At 64.6% G+C, this 15391-nt stretch carries 16 protein-coding genes; 12 read left to right on the top strand and 4 right to left on the bottom strand.

Features of this window, described 5'->3' with window-relative positions; genetic code table 11:
* The first annotated feature begins 28 nt into the window (after nucleotides 1–28).
* The 6 genes from A3M3_RS0114295 to A3M3_RS25170 all read left to right on the top strand — a co-directional run bounded on the left by A3M3_RS0114295 (nucleotide 29) and on the right by A3M3_RS25170 (nucleotide 3666).
* A complete protein-coding gene (locus tag A3M3_RS0114295; RefSeq protein WP_028266905.1) occupies nucleotides 29–415 on the top strand; it encodes an ArsR/SmtB family transcription factor in 387 nt (128 codons plus the stop codon).
* Entirely contained in the window at nucleotides 412–2094 is a 1683-nt protein-coding gene (locus A3M3_RS25185; protein WP_051423187.1) for a SulP family inorganic anion transporter, read from the top strand. Before A3M3_RS0114295 ends, A3M3_RS25185 begins: the two co-directional genes overlap by 4 nt.
* Nucleotides 2095–2099: 5 nt before the next feature.
* The gene (locus tag A3M3_RS0114285; RefSeq protein WP_028266904.1) at nucleotides 2100–2297 is read left to right on the top strand and encodes a hypothetical protein; all 198 of its coding nucleotides are present in this window, start codon (nucleotides 2100–2102) and stop codon (nucleotides 2295–2297) included.
* A gap of 222 nt (nucleotides 2298–2519) precedes the next feature.
* Nucleotides 2520–2873 (top strand): 3-oxoacyl-[acyl-carrier-protein] synthase III C-terminal domain-containing protein, encoded by a 354-nt coding sequence (locus tag A3M3_RS25180; protein ID WP_028266903.1) that lies wholly within the window; start codon nucleotides 2520–2522, stop codon nucleotides 2871–2873.
* Between the two features lie 10 nt (nucleotides 2874–2883).
* Nucleotides 2884–3324 (top strand): hypothetical protein, encoded by a 441-nt coding sequence (locus A3M3_RS25175; protein ID WP_051423186.1) that lies wholly within the window; start codon nucleotides 2884–2886, stop codon nucleotides 3322–3324.
* A gap of 108 nt (nucleotides 3325–3432) precedes the next feature.
* The gene (locus A3M3_RS25170) at nucleotides 3433–3666 is read left to right on the top strand and encodes a hypothetical protein (protein ID WP_035741803.1); all 234 of its coding nucleotides are present in this window, start codon (nucleotides 3433–3435) and stop codon (nucleotides 3664–3666) included.
* A gap of 33 nt (nucleotides 3667–3699) precedes the next feature.
* On the opposite strand, the gene A3M3_RS28965 is transcribed toward A3M3_RS25170, so the two are convergent.
* The 4 genes from A3M3_RS28965 to A3M3_RS25155 all read right to left on the bottom strand — a co-directional run bounded on the left by A3M3_RS28965 (nucleotide 3700) and on the right by A3M3_RS25155 (nucleotide 8104).
* Complete coding sequence (locus A3M3_RS28965; protein WP_231497266.1) at nucleotides 3700–4203, bottom strand: cytotoxic translational repressor of toxin-antitoxin stability system; 504 nt, start codon at nucleotides 4201–4203, stop codon at nucleotides 3700–3702.
* Nucleotides 4200–4667 (bottom strand): hypothetical protein, encoded by a 468-nt coding sequence (locus tag A3M3_RS25160; RefSeq protein WP_197023234.1) that lies wholly within the window; start codon nucleotides 4665–4667, stop codon nucleotides 4200–4202. Before A3M3_RS25160 ends, A3M3_RS28965 begins: the two co-directional genes overlap by 4 nt.
* A 102-nt stretch (nucleotides 4668–4769) precedes the next feature.
* Nucleotides 4770–6758 carry an acetoacetate--CoA ligase gene (locus tag A3M3_RS0114250; protein ID WP_028266902.1) on the bottom strand — a complete coding sequence of 663 codons (1989 nt, stop codon included), beginning with the start codon at nucleotides 6756–6758 and terminating at the stop codon, nucleotides 4770–4772.
* Between the two features lie 44 nt (nucleotides 6759–6802).
* Entirely contained in the window at nucleotides 6803–8104 is a 1302-nt protein-coding gene (locus A3M3_RS25155; protein ID WP_231497265.1) for an MFS transporter, read from the bottom strand.
* A gap of 254 nt (nucleotides 8105–8358) precedes the next feature.
* Here A3M3_RS25155 and A3M3_RS0114240 point away from each other — a divergent pair, with 254 nt between their 5' ends.
* The 6 genes from A3M3_RS0114240 to A3M3_RS0114215 all read left to right on the top strand — a co-directional run bounded on the left by A3M3_RS0114240 (nucleotide 8359) and on the right by A3M3_RS0114215 (nucleotide 15389).
* Complete coding sequence (locus A3M3_RS0114240) at nucleotides 8359–9138, top strand: IclR family transcriptional regulator (protein ID WP_028266901.1); 780 nt, start codon at nucleotides 8359–8361, stop codon at nucleotides 9136–9138.
* Between the two features lie 141 nt (nucleotides 9139–9279).
* A complete protein-coding gene (locus A3M3_RS0114235; RefSeq protein WP_028266900.1) occupies nucleotides 9280–9825 on the top strand; it encodes an acetyl-CoA carboxylase biotin carboxyl carrier protein in 546 nt (181 codons plus the stop codon).
* Nucleotides 9822–11174, top strand: a complete 1353-nt coding sequence (locus A3M3_RS0114230; RefSeq protein WP_028266899.1) for an acetyl-CoA carboxylase biotin carboxylase subunit — start codon at nucleotides 9822–9824, stop codon at nucleotides 11172–11174. Before A3M3_RS0114235 ends, A3M3_RS0114230 begins: the two co-directional genes overlap by 4 nt.
* Nucleotides 11171–12658 (top strand): acetyl-CoA carboxylase, encoded by a 1488-nt coding sequence (locus A3M3_RS0114225; protein ID WP_028266898.1) that lies wholly within the window; start codon nucleotides 11171–11173, stop codon nucleotides 12656–12658. Before A3M3_RS0114230 ends, A3M3_RS0114225 begins: the two co-directional genes overlap by 4 nt.
* Nucleotides 12655–13512: an HAD-IIA family hydrolase gene (locus tag A3M3_RS0114220; protein WP_028266897.1), complete on the top strand. Its 858-nt coding sequence runs from the start codon at nucleotides 12655–12657 to the stop codon at nucleotides 13510–13512. Before A3M3_RS0114225 ends, A3M3_RS0114220 begins: the two co-directional genes overlap by 4 nt.
* Entirely contained in the window at nucleotides 13509–15389 is a 1881-nt protein-coding gene (locus A3M3_RS0114215) for a PEP-utilizing enzyme (RefSeq protein WP_028266896.1), read from the top strand. The genes A3M3_RS0114220 and A3M3_RS0114215 overlap by 4 nt, the downstream gene beginning before the upstream one ends.
* Nucleotides 15390–15391: the final 2 nt, after the last annotated feature.

Genomic DNA, 15391 nt, shown 5'->3' with positions numbered 1-15391 from the left:
AGGGATCGTGTTGGGCAGGGAGGCAGGCATGGAAGAGTTCGCGGATTTCCGGGCACCGTTGTACGAGGTGAAGGCCAATCTGTTCAAGGGGCTGGCCCACCCCGTGAGGATCCGGGTGCTGGAGCTGCTGTCCGCGGCCCCCGAGGTGTCCGTGACCGAGCTTCTGGCCGCAACGGGACTGGAGGCCTCGCACCTGTCCCAGCACCTGGCAGTGCTGCGCCGGTATCATCTGGTCAAGGGAGAACGGCGGGCGCTGCAGATGTTCTACACCCTGGCGTACCCGCAGGTCGCGGAACTCCTCTCCGTGGCAAGACTGCTGCTCAAGGACATGCTGCACACCACCCGGGCCCAGCTTGAGTCCTCGGAAGCGACCGCGCCCGCCCCAGCCGCAGCCGCAACGGGCAGCACCCGGTGAAGGCCCTGACCGCGGCCCGGGCCTTGCTGCCCGGCCGGCAGGACTACGCACTCTTGCCCCGTACCTGGAAAGGGGACCTGGTCGCCGGGATCACGGTCGGCATCGTCGCGCTGCCGCTGGCCTTGGCATTCGGTGTCAGCTCCGGCGCGGGCGCGGCCAGCGGACTGATCACCGCGGTGATCGCCGGCGTGATCGCAGCCGTCTTCGGTGGCTCCAACATCCAGGTCTCCGGACCCACCGGAGCCATGGTGGTGGTCCTGGGCCCGGTCATCGCCGCCCACGGGCTCGGCGCACTGGCCGCAGTCTCGGTCCTAGCCGGAGTGATCGTGGCCGCCGCCGGAGTCCTCAAGCTCGGGCGCGTCGTCACCCTCCTGCCCTGGCCGGTGATCGAAGGCTTCACCGTCGGAATCGCGGCGATCATCTTCCTGCAACAAGTCCCCGCCGCGTTCGGCACCAAACCCGGGCCCGCCAGCAACGCCGTCATCTCAGCCATCCAAGCCCTCGGCACCGCGTCCCCGGCCTCGCTCATCGCCCCGCTCGCCCTGGTAGCACTCGTAGCAATAATCATGATTGCCGCGCCGCGGATCCACCCCCGCATCCCGGGCTCCCTCATCGCCATCATCATCGCCAGCATGGCCGCACAACTACTTGACCTACCGGTGACACGGATCGGGACCCTGCCCGATTCCCTACCAGCCCCGACCATGCCCTCCCTGGACCCGGCAACAATCACCACCCTGGCCGGATCCGCAGCCACGATCGCGGCCCTTGCCGCGATCGAATCACTGCTCTCGGCACGCGTCGGCTCTTCAATCTCCGATACCGGCCCCTACGACGCGGACCGCGAACTCCTGGGCCAAGGCCTCGCATCCATCGCATCCGGATTCTTCGGCGGCATGCCCGCCACCGGCGCCATCGCCCGCACCGCAGTGAACATCCGCTCCGGCGGCCAGACCCGCCTGGCCGCCATCACCCACGCACTGGTCCTGCTCGCCGTCGTCTACCTCGCCACCGGCCCGGTCTCCCGCATCCCCCTCGCCGCCCTCGCCGGAGTACTCATGATCACCGCCACACGCATGGTCTCCCTTAAAACCCTACGCAGCGTGATCGGATCAACCCGGGCCGACACCACCGTGTTCTTCGTCACCGCACTCATCACCGTATCCTTCGACCTGATCCAGGCCGTGGAAATCGGAATCGCCGCCGCCGCGTTCTTCGCCCTGCGCGCCCTGGTCCGCTCCAGCGGCGTCCACCGCGAAGAAATCCCCGGCCCCGTCCACGAAGGCGACGAACACATCGCCGTCTTCCGACTCGACGGAGCCCTCTTCTTCGCCGCCGCCGAACGCGTCCTGGAACGAGTCAACGCCATCCGCAACGTCGACGTCGTCATCATCCGCATGTCACAACTACAAATCCTGGACGCCACCGGAGCCAAAACCATCACAGACATCGTCCAAACCCTCGAACGCCGCGGAATCACCGTCCTCATCAAAGGAATCCAGGACCGCCACCTCCGACTCGTCACCCAAGTCGGCGTCCTGGACTCCCTACGCCACCACAAACACCTCTTCACCGAACTAACCCCCGCCATCGAACACGCCCGAAGCCACGTAACCCGCGCCAAGCACGGCCGGAGCACGGAGTCGGCTCCGGCCGTAACCGAGCCCACCGACAAATGAATCCAATGGAAAAACACCTCAAAACCATCCGCACCGCCATCTCAGACGCGGAAAGGCAGCCCACCCGGCAGGATCGCGCCCATGCCGACCTGGTCCAGGCCCTGTGCGAGGCCATGGCAGCACAAGTCCCGCCAGCCGATGCCGCGGCGGCTGCCAACATGAGCCTCAGCGAATTGTTCAACACGCTACGCAAGTGCAGCTGAGAAACGGTTCCTCCCTTCCTCGGATCGACACCATTTCCAACGCCCGCCAGAAGCACAACACTGCCCTATCCCAAGGAGCGACATGACTGCCTCCCAGCAAAACATCGCCGACACCGAATCGGAACCGGACCAGGCCAACCGGGCCGGATCCGCCGAAACGGCCCTGGTCATCGGGGCGGAAAGCACAGCACCTTCACCGACTGGACCGAGCGGAGCACCTGTGTGCTGGTCGGCGACGACGTCGGCGCGTTCGTCCTGCAGGCCTCGGATCCGCCCGGGGTCGGGCCAGTCCACTGGGGCTCGGTTCCAGAGCAGTCCCACGCGGTCAGGATCGAACAACCAAACCTTCAATTCCAGCAAGTTGGGATGTCCGTCTTCCGCTGGGCCATCTCCCAAGCCGCGAAGCCAGCCAGACGTACCTGCGAGATGGCCGGCATTCTTCCGGAAGAGCTGGCCGGCTTCGTCCCGCACCAGGCAAATCTGCGCGTCATCGAACCTCTCGCCGAGCAACTCGGCATCCCCCATCCGCACGCCGAGCACCGCAGACACGTCCCGTTAACCGACTCCCGCCGTTGAAAGAAAACAAATGCCTTCCTTGAACGAAACCAGCGCCCGTGTCCGGGCCGCCCATCTGCTCGTGCGCTCCGCCGAAGAGTGGGACACCCTCTCGGAAAAGTTGCTCCGGGCCTACGACCTCAAAGACAACGACAAAGTCGAAATGCTCCACGAATCTGTCCTTGCCGCCTGGAAATCGGTCACCCGCAACCTCCTTACCGACCCGTTGAACGCAATCGGCATTGCTGTCACCCCGGCCACCACCTACTGGGGCATCGCAACCCTGACCGCCGGCAAACGCAGCCGCCAGCCACAACTCACCCAAACGGACACCCCCGGGACCAGCGGCACCCAGCCCCGCCTACGGAATTTCGAGGAAGTCATGGCCGACTACAACGCCTGCCTTGAGTATCTGGCCGGTAACGAACAGCTGACAACAGCAGTAAACACGCCAAGTCGGAAACTGCAGTAATCCGCAGGCTCCGCCCGATGTTGCGAACTCCGCTTGGATTCTTCCTTGCACCCACAGCCCCGCCCGCCGTCCGTCGTCCGCCGTCGACCTGTTCACGAAAGTCCGCTTGTGTTGAAGCCCCGCTACGTCAAAGACTGGACCACCCTTGCAGGTGCCAGCGTCGAGATCCGGCTGCAAGGACAGCTGGTAGACAGCGGCTGCGTCGATTCTGTCACTGATGACGGCGCCATCCTGTGGCTCGTGAACCCGGCACAGATCCGGAAGCTCTACGAAAAAACCGAATACCACGAAGCCTGGCTGATCGAGGAGCCCGCCGCGTCCCGGGAACTCCCGAAAACCTAGGCAATGGGTGACAGATCTGTATCAGCACATTTTTCAAGGAGACGAATGTCCCCTACGGCAGATGCGGTCTGTCCGACCAACCGGGGAAACGTCTGAATCGATCTGTCCTCCCCCTTGCGACATCCAGTAGTCGTTGATCGCTTGAACGGCCTGCTCTTTCGTCATGCGGGCAACATCTCGCTCATTCATTCCAACGGTGTGGGTGAGTTGCCAGACCAGCGCCAGGGGAATAGCCGAAGCGCGAGGGGCTGCCATCCCGCGGGCAGGCAAGGCTCCGTCATCGACGCATGCCCAAAACTCATCCTCACCGACCTCGAGCTGGTCTTGGAGAACATGGTTCCAGATCGAACTCGAATACGTGGTGCGATCCACCGGGCGGGAAATCCGGGTCCGCAAGATCCGTCCATCTTGCAGACCCAACCGGTAGGTCGCGTAATGGCGCCCTGGTTGCCCGCGGGCATTCGTCACCAGCTCCCAGCGCTCGGTTAGACAGAACTTTTCATGGTCGTCCCGTCCGCCCGCGCGTCGGACGCTCATGCCACCGAGCCGGTGAGCCAGGCGGTCAATTGCTGATCGGTGGACAGGTCAATGAGCTGAACCAAGGCCCAGTTCTCGCGGTGATTGGACGCCGCGTTCAAATGGTCCTCCCAATCCTCCGCGTAGTCCCGCAAAGCATCGACAAAGTCCGCCAAGGCTTCAGCCAGGTCCGTAGCCTCAGCAGCAAAAGGCTGCCCCGGCATGAAGACAGCCCATGCTCCGTCCTCATTCACGACCTGGACATTGGCGACGACCGTCAGCTCCAGATACCGACGCAAGCTCTCTCCGTTGACCACAGCGGCTGTGGCCCGGTCGGGCCGCCGTATCGTGGACAGCCCTCCCCGCTCGCTGAAATCCAGGATCGTCTTCAACGAATCCCGTGCTTGGGTAAACCCGTAGACGTGTCCACCGACTGCCTCATGTGCGGGGGTGCGTCCCCGCGGGGGTGCCGGCCTTGAATACATTCGGCAGTCCCGAAAACCTGAGCAGTACGGGCCAGTCCGGCCGATTTACGGAGCGTAGACCCCTCGAGGGGCCGACCCCTTCGACCGTAATGGCGGGCTTGTTCATGCCGCGAATGCCGCCTTAATGATCCGCACCGTGTCCTCGACGTCCTCCGGTTTGACCAGCACCCCGGGGTCCAAGGTTTCGCCTATGACCGCACCCTGGATGACGCGTTTGAGGGGAATTTCCAGCCGCTTCCCGGAAGGGTTGCGGGGAATGCTAGGGACAAATACGACGTCGTCGGGCACGTGCCGGGGGGACAGCTCTGTCCGCAGTGCGCGGCGGACAGCCGTCTCGAGATGGACAGTATCGGCGCCTTCCTGCGGTTCGATGAGCAGGACGAGCCGGCCCATGCCGCCGGCCGGGTCCTCGAAGTGCAACACCATGCTGTCGCTGACCTGTGGCAGGCCATCGAGGATGGCGTAAAACTCTGCCGTGCCCAGTCGTACGCCGCCACGGTTCAGGGTGGCGTCCGACCGGCCGGAAATCACCCAGGTCCCACGCGCGGTCTCGATAAGCCAGTCGCCGTGTCGCCAGACGCCCGGATATGCACTGAAATAGCTGTCGGTGTAACGCGCGTTGTCTTTATCCCCCCAGAAGAAAACCGGCATCGAGGGCATAGGCTTGGTTGCCACGAGTTCGCCCGCCACGCCGTGCAGCGGGTGTCCGTCGCGGTCCCACGACTCGACTGAGACGCCCAACGGCCGGCAGGACATTTCGCCCGCGTAGACTCCCGTGAGCGGGCTGGCACCCAGGAAGGCGGCACAGATATCAGTACCTCCGGAGGTGGGGGCCAGCACCAGATCCGGACTGACGGCGTCGTACACCCAGGCCGCGACGTCCGCCGCAAGGGGCGAACCCGAGCATTGGATTTCCCGCAGCCGGCTGAGATCCCACGTGGCACCGGGCGCGAGACCGGAGTGCGCGCACGCAGCAAGGTAGGCGGAGCCGGTGCCGAGGTAGGTGGCCTTGGTTTCGGCAGCTACGGCCCACTGGGACCATTCGCCGTCGAGCCTGGGCCAGTTGGGGTCGCCGTCCATGAGAACGACGGCGGCGCCGGTCAACAGGGTTGAAATGCCGAGGGTCCACACCATCCATCCGGTGGTGGTAAACCAGAACGCAGTGTCCTTTGGCCCCATGTCGAAGTGCAGCCCCATGGCCTTGAAGTGCTCCAGCAGCAGCCCGCCGTGGGAGTGCACAATTGCCTTGGGTCTGCCGGTGGTTCCCGAGGAGAACAGGACCGTCAGCGGGTGCGCGAAAGGCACGGCCTCAAAACGGATCTCCGAACCGTCCCCGGTGAAGTCGCTATAAGCAATGGTGTCGGCGGGTAGCGCGCAGTCCTGATTCAGGTACGGCAGCAGTACCACCTGGGTCTCGGGAAGTTCCAGCCGGATCCGGGCGATGTCGTCAGCGCGGGACAGTTCTTTTTTCCCCCAGCGGTAGCCATCGATCGCGATGAGTAGCCTCGGTTCGAGTTGGGTGATCCTGTCCACCACAGACTTCGGTCCCATTTCCGGTGGCACTGAGCACCAGATCGCTCCCAGCGCTGTGGTGGCCAGGTAGGCGGCCAGCGTCTGCGGGATGTTCGGCAGGTATCCGGCCACGCGGTCCCCCATCTTGACGCCCTGCCGGATCAGCCCCTGCTGAATCCGGCCGATTTCGTCCAGCAGCCGGGCGCCGGTCCAGTCGGAACTGCCGGTGGTCTGGCTCCGGGCCTTGACCATGACATCGTCCGGGCGGCCCCGAAGCGCGCGGACGATGTGCTCGGTGTAATTGATCGTCGCACCCGGGAACCACTCGGCCCCGGGCATCTTGTGATCCCGCAGTACGGTTTCGTAGGGGGTGTGCGTGATGATTTCGAAGTGGTCCCAGACTTCCGCCCAGAACTCCTCGAGATTGTCCACGGACCACTGCCAGGCGTCTTCGTACCCGGCGAACGTTCTGCCCGTCTTCCGCTCGATGTCCGCAAGGAAGCGGCCCATCCGGAAGCCGGACCATTCCTCCGGCTGGGGGGCTGCTCGCAGCAGGGTGCCGGTTTCAACAGAACGCATGAGATTTCCTTCTGGATAATTCGGGGGAAGAACGGGGGGACGGACTAGATGGCGGGGGCGCTTCGTGCCACGGATTCGGTGGCAGGAGCCGGTGACTGTGCACGTTTCAGCGATACACCCAGCGCAACAATGCAGAGCGCTGCTGCGGCCAACGGGATCGCGAAGAGGAAGAAGATCTTCTCGGGCTGCCACCCGCCGGAGATGAGGTATCCCACCATGATCGGAGCAATGATGGAGACCAATCGGCCAAGGCCGATCATCCATCCGATGCCGGTAGCGCGGGCCCTGGCGGTGTAGATGTCGGGTGCGACCGCGTAGAAGCCGGCAATCCCGGCGGTGGTGAGGATGCCCAGGAACAACGCGACGACGACGGCGACGCCGATCTGGGTGAAGACCACGCCAAAGAGCAGGTAGGCTACGGCGGCGGCGCCCAGCGCCCAGACAAGCAGAGGGCGGCTGCGGTACTTGATGGCCAGGCCGCTGAAGATGAAACAGCCGAGGATGCCCCCGGCGTTGGCGATGACGCCGATGGTCACCCCGAGGGTGTCATTTCCTGAGGCGGCCGCCACAATCTTCGGCGTCCACGTGTTAGCAAAGTAGTAGGCCGCGACGAGGCAGGCGTAGCCGATCCACAGCGCAACGGTCCTGAAGCAGGTGGCGCGGCTCAGGATCTCTGCGACCGCGCTCTGTTGGCGGACCGCCGCCGGGAGTGCCGGCAGCTCGCTCAGGGACGGGCGGCCGATCTTGGCGAGGATGCCGTTGATCTTCAGCAGAGCCCCCTCCGGTCGCCGGGTCAGGAGGTAGTCGAGGGACTCGGGGAGGAAGCGCCAGGAAATCGTCAGCATCAGGACCGTCAGGGCCGCGCCCACGACGAACACGGAATGCCAGCCGAAGGGCGGAATCAACGGGGCCGCGACCAGACCGCCGACCGTGGCGCCGATGGGATAGCCGGCCGCGTAGATGCCGATGATGGTGCCGCGCCGCTTGTCAGAGGCGTACTCGGAGACGAGCACGTTCAGGTTGGCCATCATGCCACCGACGCCCAGTCCGGTGATGATCCGGAACGCCATGAGCTGCATCGCATCGGCGCTGAAAATCGAAAGCACCATGCCGATGCTGATGATGATCAGCGAAATCAGGGCCAGCCGGCGGCGGCCAATCCGGTCGGCAAGCGGGGTCAGGAATATCGATCCCGCTGCCATGCCGAAAAGGCTGGCGCTGAGCAGGAATCCCAGGGTGACCGGGTCAAGGGCCCAGGCCTTGGAGAGACTCGGTGCCGCGTAGGCCATCACGGCCACATCGAACCCGTCGATCAGGATGAGGGTCAGCGCGATTGCGATCGCCATTACCTGGAACCGGGTCATCCTTGAGTGCCGTATTTGGGCTAAGACGTCCATGTCCACTTTCTTGTTGTGTAAAGCTCAGGGTGCGTCCAGTGATCGTAGTCACACAAAATTGCAAGCGTCCATAACTCTGTTGAACATTTCGCCTAGCGAAATTTGCCTCCGAGTGCCCGTTTAGCGCCTTCCAAAGTCTTGAAGGGAACCTAGCCGTCGGATCGTCCCTAGCCGGAGCGTGTGGGATATGCCAAGATTCTGCTATGCGAAATCAAGAGAATCCTGTGAAGCTGGAATCCGTGGACCGAGCCCTCCAGCTGCTCGTCCTCTTGCGAGAGGGGGAGGTCTTAAGCGTCAAGTCCGCCGGGGAGCGGTTAGGGGTGGCTCCCTCTACGGCGCACCGGCTACTGGGCACGCTAGTGGCCAGGGACTTTGCCACCCAGGACCGGGAACGGCGCTACCGCGCGGGATCCCAACTGGTCCCCCAGGGCGAGAGCCGGTTCTCGGTGAACCAGCTGCGCCAAGTGGCGCGCCCGGCACTGCAGAAGCTCTATGGCGACGTCGCCGATACCGTCCAACTCATGGTCCTGGCCGGTTCGCATGTGCGGTTCATTGACGGCATTGAGTCTGAAGCGGCGCTGCATGTGAAAGCAAGGATGGGGGATCTGATGCCTGCGTACTGCTCCGCCGGGGGCAAGGCGATCCTGGCCGAACTCAGCAATGTGGAACTGGAGCAGCTCTACCGCGGCGGCCTGACGCCGTGGCCAACCGCGAGAGTTCATACTCTCCCCGCACTAAAGCGGCAACTGGCTGCGGTCCGCAAGACCGGGTACGCAGTCAATACTGAAGAGACGGAGCAGGGCGTCAGTGGCCTTGGCGTCTGCATCAGAGACGCCACGGGCAAGCCCATGGCAGCCTTCACCACCGCGATCCCCACAGCCCGATACCAGAAGGGCAAAGTCCCGGATCATGTCAAGGCGCTTAGGGAGGCCGCGTCCGCAACGGAGGCCGAGCTGCTGACGGGGGCAAGCGAGCCTCACTAAGATCACCAAATTACGCACAGCGGAATCTCTTCAGAAATCATTGCGGAGAGCGGTACGCCCTTCGTACGCTCACAATGTGGCACGGACCACATTCCGGCCTGTTCAACAGCGACAGGCATGAACGAAGGAAGTTTCCCGCATATGGACGTCGACCTGGAAGAGCTCGCCGCGATCATCGAGCAGCTCGACAAAACAGAGTTCACTGATTTCTTGTACGAGAAGGGTGCACTGCGCCTGCATGTCCGTCGAGGGGGCCACATTCCGGATGTTGCCGGTCCAGGCAACCCGGTGGCCGTGTCTACGCCGGCTCCCGGCCCCGCACCGGCGCCCGTTCCAGCACCGGCCGCAGTGCCCGTTCCAGTGCCGGCCGCAGCGCCCGTTCCAGTGCCGGCCGCCGTGAACGGGCACTCCCCCGTCGTCAGCCCCGAGTCGCTGCGGGAGGGCCACATCCTGGTCACCGCACCAATGCTGGGAACATACTACGGCGCCCCGAAGCCCGGCGAGCCGGCCTTCGTCCAGGTCGGGGACTCGGTGGCCGCCGACGCCGTGCTGTGCATTGTTGAGGTCATGAAGTTGATGAACTCGGTGACCGCCGGCGCCGCAGGTGAGATCACCGACGTCTTCGTCAAAGACGGGGACCTGGTGGAGTTCGAACAGCCTCTGTTCGCCATCCGGGCCGCCTCATGACCCACCGCATCTTCATAGCAAACCGGGGCGAAATCGCCGTCCGCCTCATTGAGGCCTGCGACCGGCTGGGTTACGACACAGTCCTCGGAGTCTCATCTGCGGATCGGGACACCCTGGCAGCCCGGAGGGCCGGCCGCGTGCTAACCCTCGGCGGGCCCCGTCCTTCTGACAGCTACCTGAACATGAACGCCGTCGTTCAGGCTGCGATTTCCACCGGCTGCACGGCAGTGCACCCGGGTTACGGTTTCCTCTCCGAACGCCCGGCCTTTGCCGAACTGTGTGCAGAGAACGGGCTGACCTTCATTGGCCCGTCTCCGGAGGCGCTGCGCGCCCTGGGCGACAAGCTGACGGCCCGGCGGCTGGCAGAATCCGTGGCAGTCCCGGTCTCCGCCGGCGGCACCGCCCAGACGGCCGAGGAAGTGCAGCAGCTGGCCGAACGCATCGGCTACCCGGTGCTCATCAAGGCAGCGCACGGCGGCGGCGGCCGCGGCATGAAACTCGTCGCGAGCACCACGGAATTGGCCGAGGCCTGGCAGCTGGCCTCCTCCGAGGCGGAAGCTTCCTTCGGTGACGGCACCGTATTCCTGGAACGGTTCGTCCAGGACGCCAAGCACGTGGAGGTCCAGATCCTTGGCGACCGCCACGGCCACCGCGTCCACCTCGGCGAACGGGAGTGTTCGGTACAGTACCGCTACCAGAAGGTCGTGGAGGAGGCACCGTGCACTGTACTCCCCGAAGCTACCCGGGCGCTCCTTTACCAAAGCGCCCTGCGCATCGCCGAGGCCCTGGACTATGTGGGCCTGGGAACCGTGGAGTTCCTCTACGACGTGCAGCGTGATTCGCTGGCCTTTCTCGAGGTGAATCCGCGCGTGCAGGTGGAGCACCCGGTCACCGAGGCGATCACCGGCGTCGACCTTGTCCGTGAACAGCTGCTGGCCGCGCTTGGCGAGCCACTGTCCTTCACCCAGTCAGACATCGCCCTGACTGGCAATGCCATCGAATGCCGCATCACGGCCCAAGACCCGGAGAACGAGCTGCGGCCCTCGCCGGGAACCGTCACGCGCTGGCGCCCGTCCGCCGCCGGAGGGCTCAGGCTCGACACGCATATCTACGAGGGCTACCGCTTCCCGCCGTTCTACGACGCCCTGATGGCCAAACAAATCGCCTGGGCACCGGACCGCGCCGCCGCCATCAAACGCATGGAACAGGCCCTGGCAGCATTCGAGATCGAAGGAGTCACCACCTCGCTGCCTCTGTTGCGCAAGATCCTGGCCCATCCAGACTTCCAGGACAACACGGTCACCACCCACTGGCTGAACGAACTGATGACCGAAAAGGTGAACTCATGACTGACGTCAAACTCGTCGATGTCTCCTTGCGGGACGGCAACCAAAGCATCTGGGGCGCCACCGGCGTCACCACGCGGATGGTCAAGGGCGTCGCTCCGCTGCTGGACCAGGTCGGGTACCACGCCATCGAGCTGGTCTCGAGCACCCTCATGGCCACCGCCGTGCGGTACCACCAGGAGGATCCGTGGGAACGGCTGCGGACCGCCCGCGAGCTGATGCCCAACACGCAACTCGGCTTCCTCACTACCGGCAAACGGTTCATCACCTTCCACCGCACTCCGGACGCCGTCTTCGAACTGGCCTTCCGGCTGCTGGTCCGCAACGGCGTCAAGCGTCTCTGGGTGATCGATCCAATGCATGACATGGACGGCGCCAAGCGCACCGCCGAAATGGCTAAGCGGGTCGGCTTCGAAGAAGTCATCGGCGGAATCTGCTACACCACCAGCCCGGTCCACACCGACGAATACTTCGCCACCAAGGCCAAGGAACTCGACGACTGCGACGCGATCGACAGCGTCTACCTGAAGGACCCGGCAGGGCTGCTGACCCCGGACCGGGTGAAAAGCCTGGTGCCGGTGCTGCGGTCCAGCCTCAACACCACCCGGCTGAACGAAATCCATTCGCACAGCACCACCGGACTGTCCCCCATCACCGTTCTCGACGCCGCGGACCTCGGCATCGAGACCATCCACTGCGCCTTGCCGCCTCTGGCCAACGGAAGCTCACACCCGGAAGCCCAGCGGCTGGTCCATAACCTTCGGGCCCGCGGCCACAGTGTCAACGTCGATCTGGATGCCATGGCCAAGGCGTCGGCCTTCTTGCAGCGTCAGGGTCGGATCAAGAACCTGCCCGCCGGCAGCCCCAACGAGTACGACGAGGCCTACTACCGGCACACCATTCCCGGCGGCGTGCAGTCCACCACTCGCCGGCAGCTAGCTGAAATCCGGCGGGCGGACCTTTTCGACCAAGTGATCGAGGAGTCCGTCCAGGTCCGCGAGGACCTCGGCTGGCCGATCGTCATGACGCCGTTTGCGCAGTACATCGTCACGCAGGCGACCCTCAACGTCATCACCGGAGAGCGCTACAAGCAGATCTCCGACGAAGTCATCGACCTGCTGCGCGGCGACTTCGGCCCCTTGCCCGGTGCCGTCAACCCCGAACTGATGGACCGGGCCATGGCCACCAAACGCGGACAACAGCCGGTCAACGACGGCGGCGACGTCACCATCGCGGATCTGCGGCGGCGCTTCGGCGCCACGATCAGCGAGGAGGAGCTGCTGCTCCGGGCAGTGATGCCGGCCGAGCAGGTGGACACCATGTATGCCGCGAAGAAGAATTCCGCCGCGTCAACGCTGCAACGGCTGCTCGCAGCGGTGAATGGCCGGCCGTCCACCTCGGTTTCCGTCACCGACGGCGGCACCACATTTTCGATCCAACGCGCCCCCGCCGAAGATGGGGTCGCTACCCAGGGGGTTACGGCATGAGCGACGCAGTAAGAAAGTCCCACGGCTGGGTACTGGATGTAGACGGTTGCCTGATGCGCACAAAGCGCGCCGGCGGTGCCGGCGGGGAAGCCATGCCGGGCGCCGCGGAGCTGGTGACAGCGCTCTACGCTGCCGGCCACGCCGTCGTTGTCTGCACGAACGCCTCGGAGAAGACCCCAGCCGAGTATGCCGCCCATCTCCGCTCGCAGGGAATCGATATCCGCGACGAGGATTTCGTTACTGCCGGCAGCGCAGCCGCCGAGTACATTGGACACCGCCACCCGGGGTCCCGGGTGCTGGCCCTCGGCGCGGAGGGTTTGACTGCTCCCCTGCGCAGCCTGGGCGTCGCCCTTGCCGATCCCGGAGAACCTGAACTTCCCGACGTCGTGGTCGTCGGGGCCGCGAAGGGGTACAGCACCGAACAGATCAACGCGGCCAGCCTGGCGGTGGACGCCGGCGCCCCGCTGTACACCACCGTGGACGTGCCATGGTTCCATGGCGGCCTCGGCAAATCGGTCTGCGTGTCGGCAGCCATCGCGAACGCCATCGGCTGGGCTGCCGGCGCCGAGCCGCAGGTCGTTGGAAAACCCTCTGCCGCCCTGGGCGAAACCCTGCTCCGCAGGCTGGGCCTTCCCGCCGCAGAGGTTACCGTGGTCGGCGATGCAACCGTCGAAATCGACCTCGCCCGGTCCATGGGTGCCAACAGTGCCCTGGTCCTCTCCGGCGCAAGCTCTCCCGGCTTGCTTGCCACGCTCGAAGGCGCCGCCCGGCCGGATCTCGCGCTGGCAGACGTCGCGGAACTGCTTAGATTCCTTACCCCCTCCCTTTCACTGTCGCAAGGAGCCACATCATGACCGAAACCACCCCGGGCAGCGCAGCACGCTTCCCCTTCTTCAACGAATCCATCACCCCGGCCGGAGGTGAAGGCTGGGAGTCGATGTACCCCTACTACCTCGTCCCCTCCGAGGAAACCACAGAGCACGAGAACGCCCAGTTCTGGTTCGCAGACACCATGCACTGGTCCCGCGGCTGCCACCCGTTCGACAGCATCGGCGCCGAGGCCGTGTACCTCGGCGTGGGAACGTTCAGCACCCGAATATTCGCCCTGCCCGTTTCCCTAGGCCTGGACGTCCGCGTGGTCAACGGGTACGTCTACATCTCGCCGCTGGGCGTTGAAGACCCGGCGCGGATCCAGGAGCGCGTCGCCATCTTCCAGGAACGCGCCGGCTACTACTACGCCAACTGGGACGAACTCTACGGAAAATGGAAAACCAAGATGGAAGGCGCCATCGATTCCCTGCGCACCATCGAATTCCCCCGCTTGACCGAGTACGACCCCGCAGAAGTCGTCATGGAAGCCCGCGGGCGTTCCTCGGCCATGGCCGTCATTGAGAACTACCACCGGCTGATCGATGAATTCTTCTCCATCTGGCAGTACCACTTCGAGTTCCTCAACCTGGGCTACGGCGGCTACATCACCTTCTTCCAGTTCTGCAAGCAGGCGTTCCCGCTCATCAGCGAACAATCCATCTCCCGCATGGTGGCCGGCGTCGACGTCCTGGCCTTCCGGCCGGACGACGAACTGCGCAAGCTCGCCGCACTCTCCCACGAGCTGGACCTGAACCCCATCATCACCGGCGACGGCGCCCCTGACGCCATCCTGGCTGCCTTGGCCGAGACGAGCAACGGCCGGACCTGGCTTGCCGCGTTCGAAGCGGCCAAGGATCCCTGGTTCAATTACTTTGCCGAATACGGATTCACCCACGACCAGGAGACCTGGGCAAGCGATCTCTCCATCCCCCTGCAGGGCATCTCCCGCTACGCGGTCAAGATTGCCAACGGCGAAGACATCTCCCGGCCCATCGAGCGGCTTCGCGAGGAACGCGACGAGATCGTGGACGAATACCGCGCCCTCCTTACCGGCGATGAGGCACGCCAGTTTGACGAACTGCTCGGCCTCGCCCGGAAGGTCTTCCCGTACATCGAAGAACACAACATCTACGTGGAGCACTGGTCCCACAAAGTGTTCTGGGAAAAGGCCTGGGACCTGGCACGCTTCCTCGTTGATGCCGGCTTCCTCGAGACCGCCGGGGACATGTTCTACCTGAACCGCTTCGAACTGGACACCGCTCTCTTCGACGTGGTGGATTCATGGGCCATCGGCGTCCCTGCCCGGGGAAAGAAGCGTTGGCAGGCCGAAATCGCCCGCCGCCGTCCCATTGTCGCGGCACTTCAGGCCGCCAGCGCCCCGCCTGCCTACGGGATTCCGCCCCAGCAGGTGACGGACCCGTTCGCGGTGATGAACTACGGCGTCACCACCGAACGGGTGCAGGACTGGCTCGGCGCCTCCGACGGCGCCACGGACAAGCTCAACGGCATCCCGGGATCGCTCGGCATCGTCGAAGGCCCCGTCCGGGTTCTGCGCTCCGAAAAGGACCTGCCTCTGCTCCAGCCCGGCGAAATCCTGGTGGCTCCGATCACGGCACCGTCGTGGGCTGCGGCCTTCGCCGTCGCCACCGGCGTCATCACCGACATCGGCGGGATGATGTGCCACGCCGCCATCGTGTGCCGCGAATACGGCATTCCAGCGGTGGTGGGCACGGGCTTTGCCACAGCCCGCCTCACCACAGGCCAAAGGGTCCGGATCGACGGCAAGGCAGGGACCGTCGTCGTCCTCGAACCGGCGCTCGAAACCGAAACCGCAACTGAAGCCGCCCCCGCGGTCCGCTAGGA

The organism is Arthrobacter sp. MA-N2 (genome assembly GCF_000517125.1).
GTDB lineage: Bacteria > Actinomycetota > Actinomycetes > Actinomycetales > Micrococcaceae > Arthrobacter > Arthrobacter methylotrophus.
The sequence above is the reverse complement of the archived record's forward strand: the minus strand, read 5'-3'. Positions and strand labels throughout refer to the sequence as shown.

Bases quoted from the DNA above. Each gene is read 5' to 3' on its own strand.
- A3M3_RS25160 (WP_197023234.1), bottom strand. From the start codon at position 4,667: ATGTATTCAAGGCCGGCACCCCCGCGGGGACGCACCCCCGCACATGAG.
- A3M3_RS0114215 (WP_028266896.1), top strand. From the start codon at position 13,509: ATGACCGAAACCACCCCGGGCAGCGCAGCACGCTTCCCCTTCTTCAAC.
- A3M3_RS0114230 (WP_028266899.1), top strand. From the start codon at position 9,822: ATGACCCACCGCATCTTCATAGCAAACCGGGGCGAAATCGCCGTCCGC.
- A3M3_RS0114250 (WP_028266902.1), bottom strand. From the start codon at position 6,758: ATGCGTTCTGTTGAAACCGGCACCCTGCTGCGAGCAGCCCCCCAGCCG.
- A3M3_RS0114225 (WP_028266898.1), top strand. From the start codon at position 11,171: ATGACTGACGTCAAACTCGTCGATGTCTCCTTGCGGGACGGCAACCAA.
- A3M3_RS28965 (WP_231497266.1), bottom strand. From the start codon at position 4,203: ATGAGCGTCCGACGCGCGGGCGGACGGGACGACCATGAAAAGTTCTGT.
- A3M3_RS0114295 (WP_028266905.1), top strand. From the start codon at position 29: ATGGAAGAGTTCGCGGATTTCCGGGCACCGTTGTACGAGGTGAAGGCC.
- A3M3_RS0114285 (WP_028266904.1), top strand. From the start codon at position 2,100: ATGGAAAAACACCTCAAAACCATCCGCACCGCCATCTCAGACGCGGAA.
- A3M3_RS0114235 (WP_028266900.1), top strand. From the start codon at position 9,280: ATGGACGTCGACCTGGAAGAGCTCGCCGCGATCATCGAGCAGCTCGAC.
- A3M3_RS25155 (WP_231497265.1), bottom strand. From the start codon at position 8,104: ATGGCGATCGCAATCGCGCTGACCCTCATCCTGATCGACGGGTTCGAT.
- A3M3_RS0114220 (WP_028266897.1), top strand. From the start codon at position 12,655: ATGAGCGACGCAGTAAGAAAGTCCCACGGCTGGGTACTGGATGTAGAC.
- A3M3_RS0114240 (WP_028266901.1), top strand. From the start codon at position 8,359: ATGCGAAATCAAGAGAATCCTGTGAAGCTGGAATCCGTGGACCGAGCC.
- A3M3_RS25175 (WP_051423186.1), top strand. From the start codon at position 2,884: ATGCCTTCCTTGAACGAAACCAGCGCCCGTGTCCGGGCCGCCCATCTG.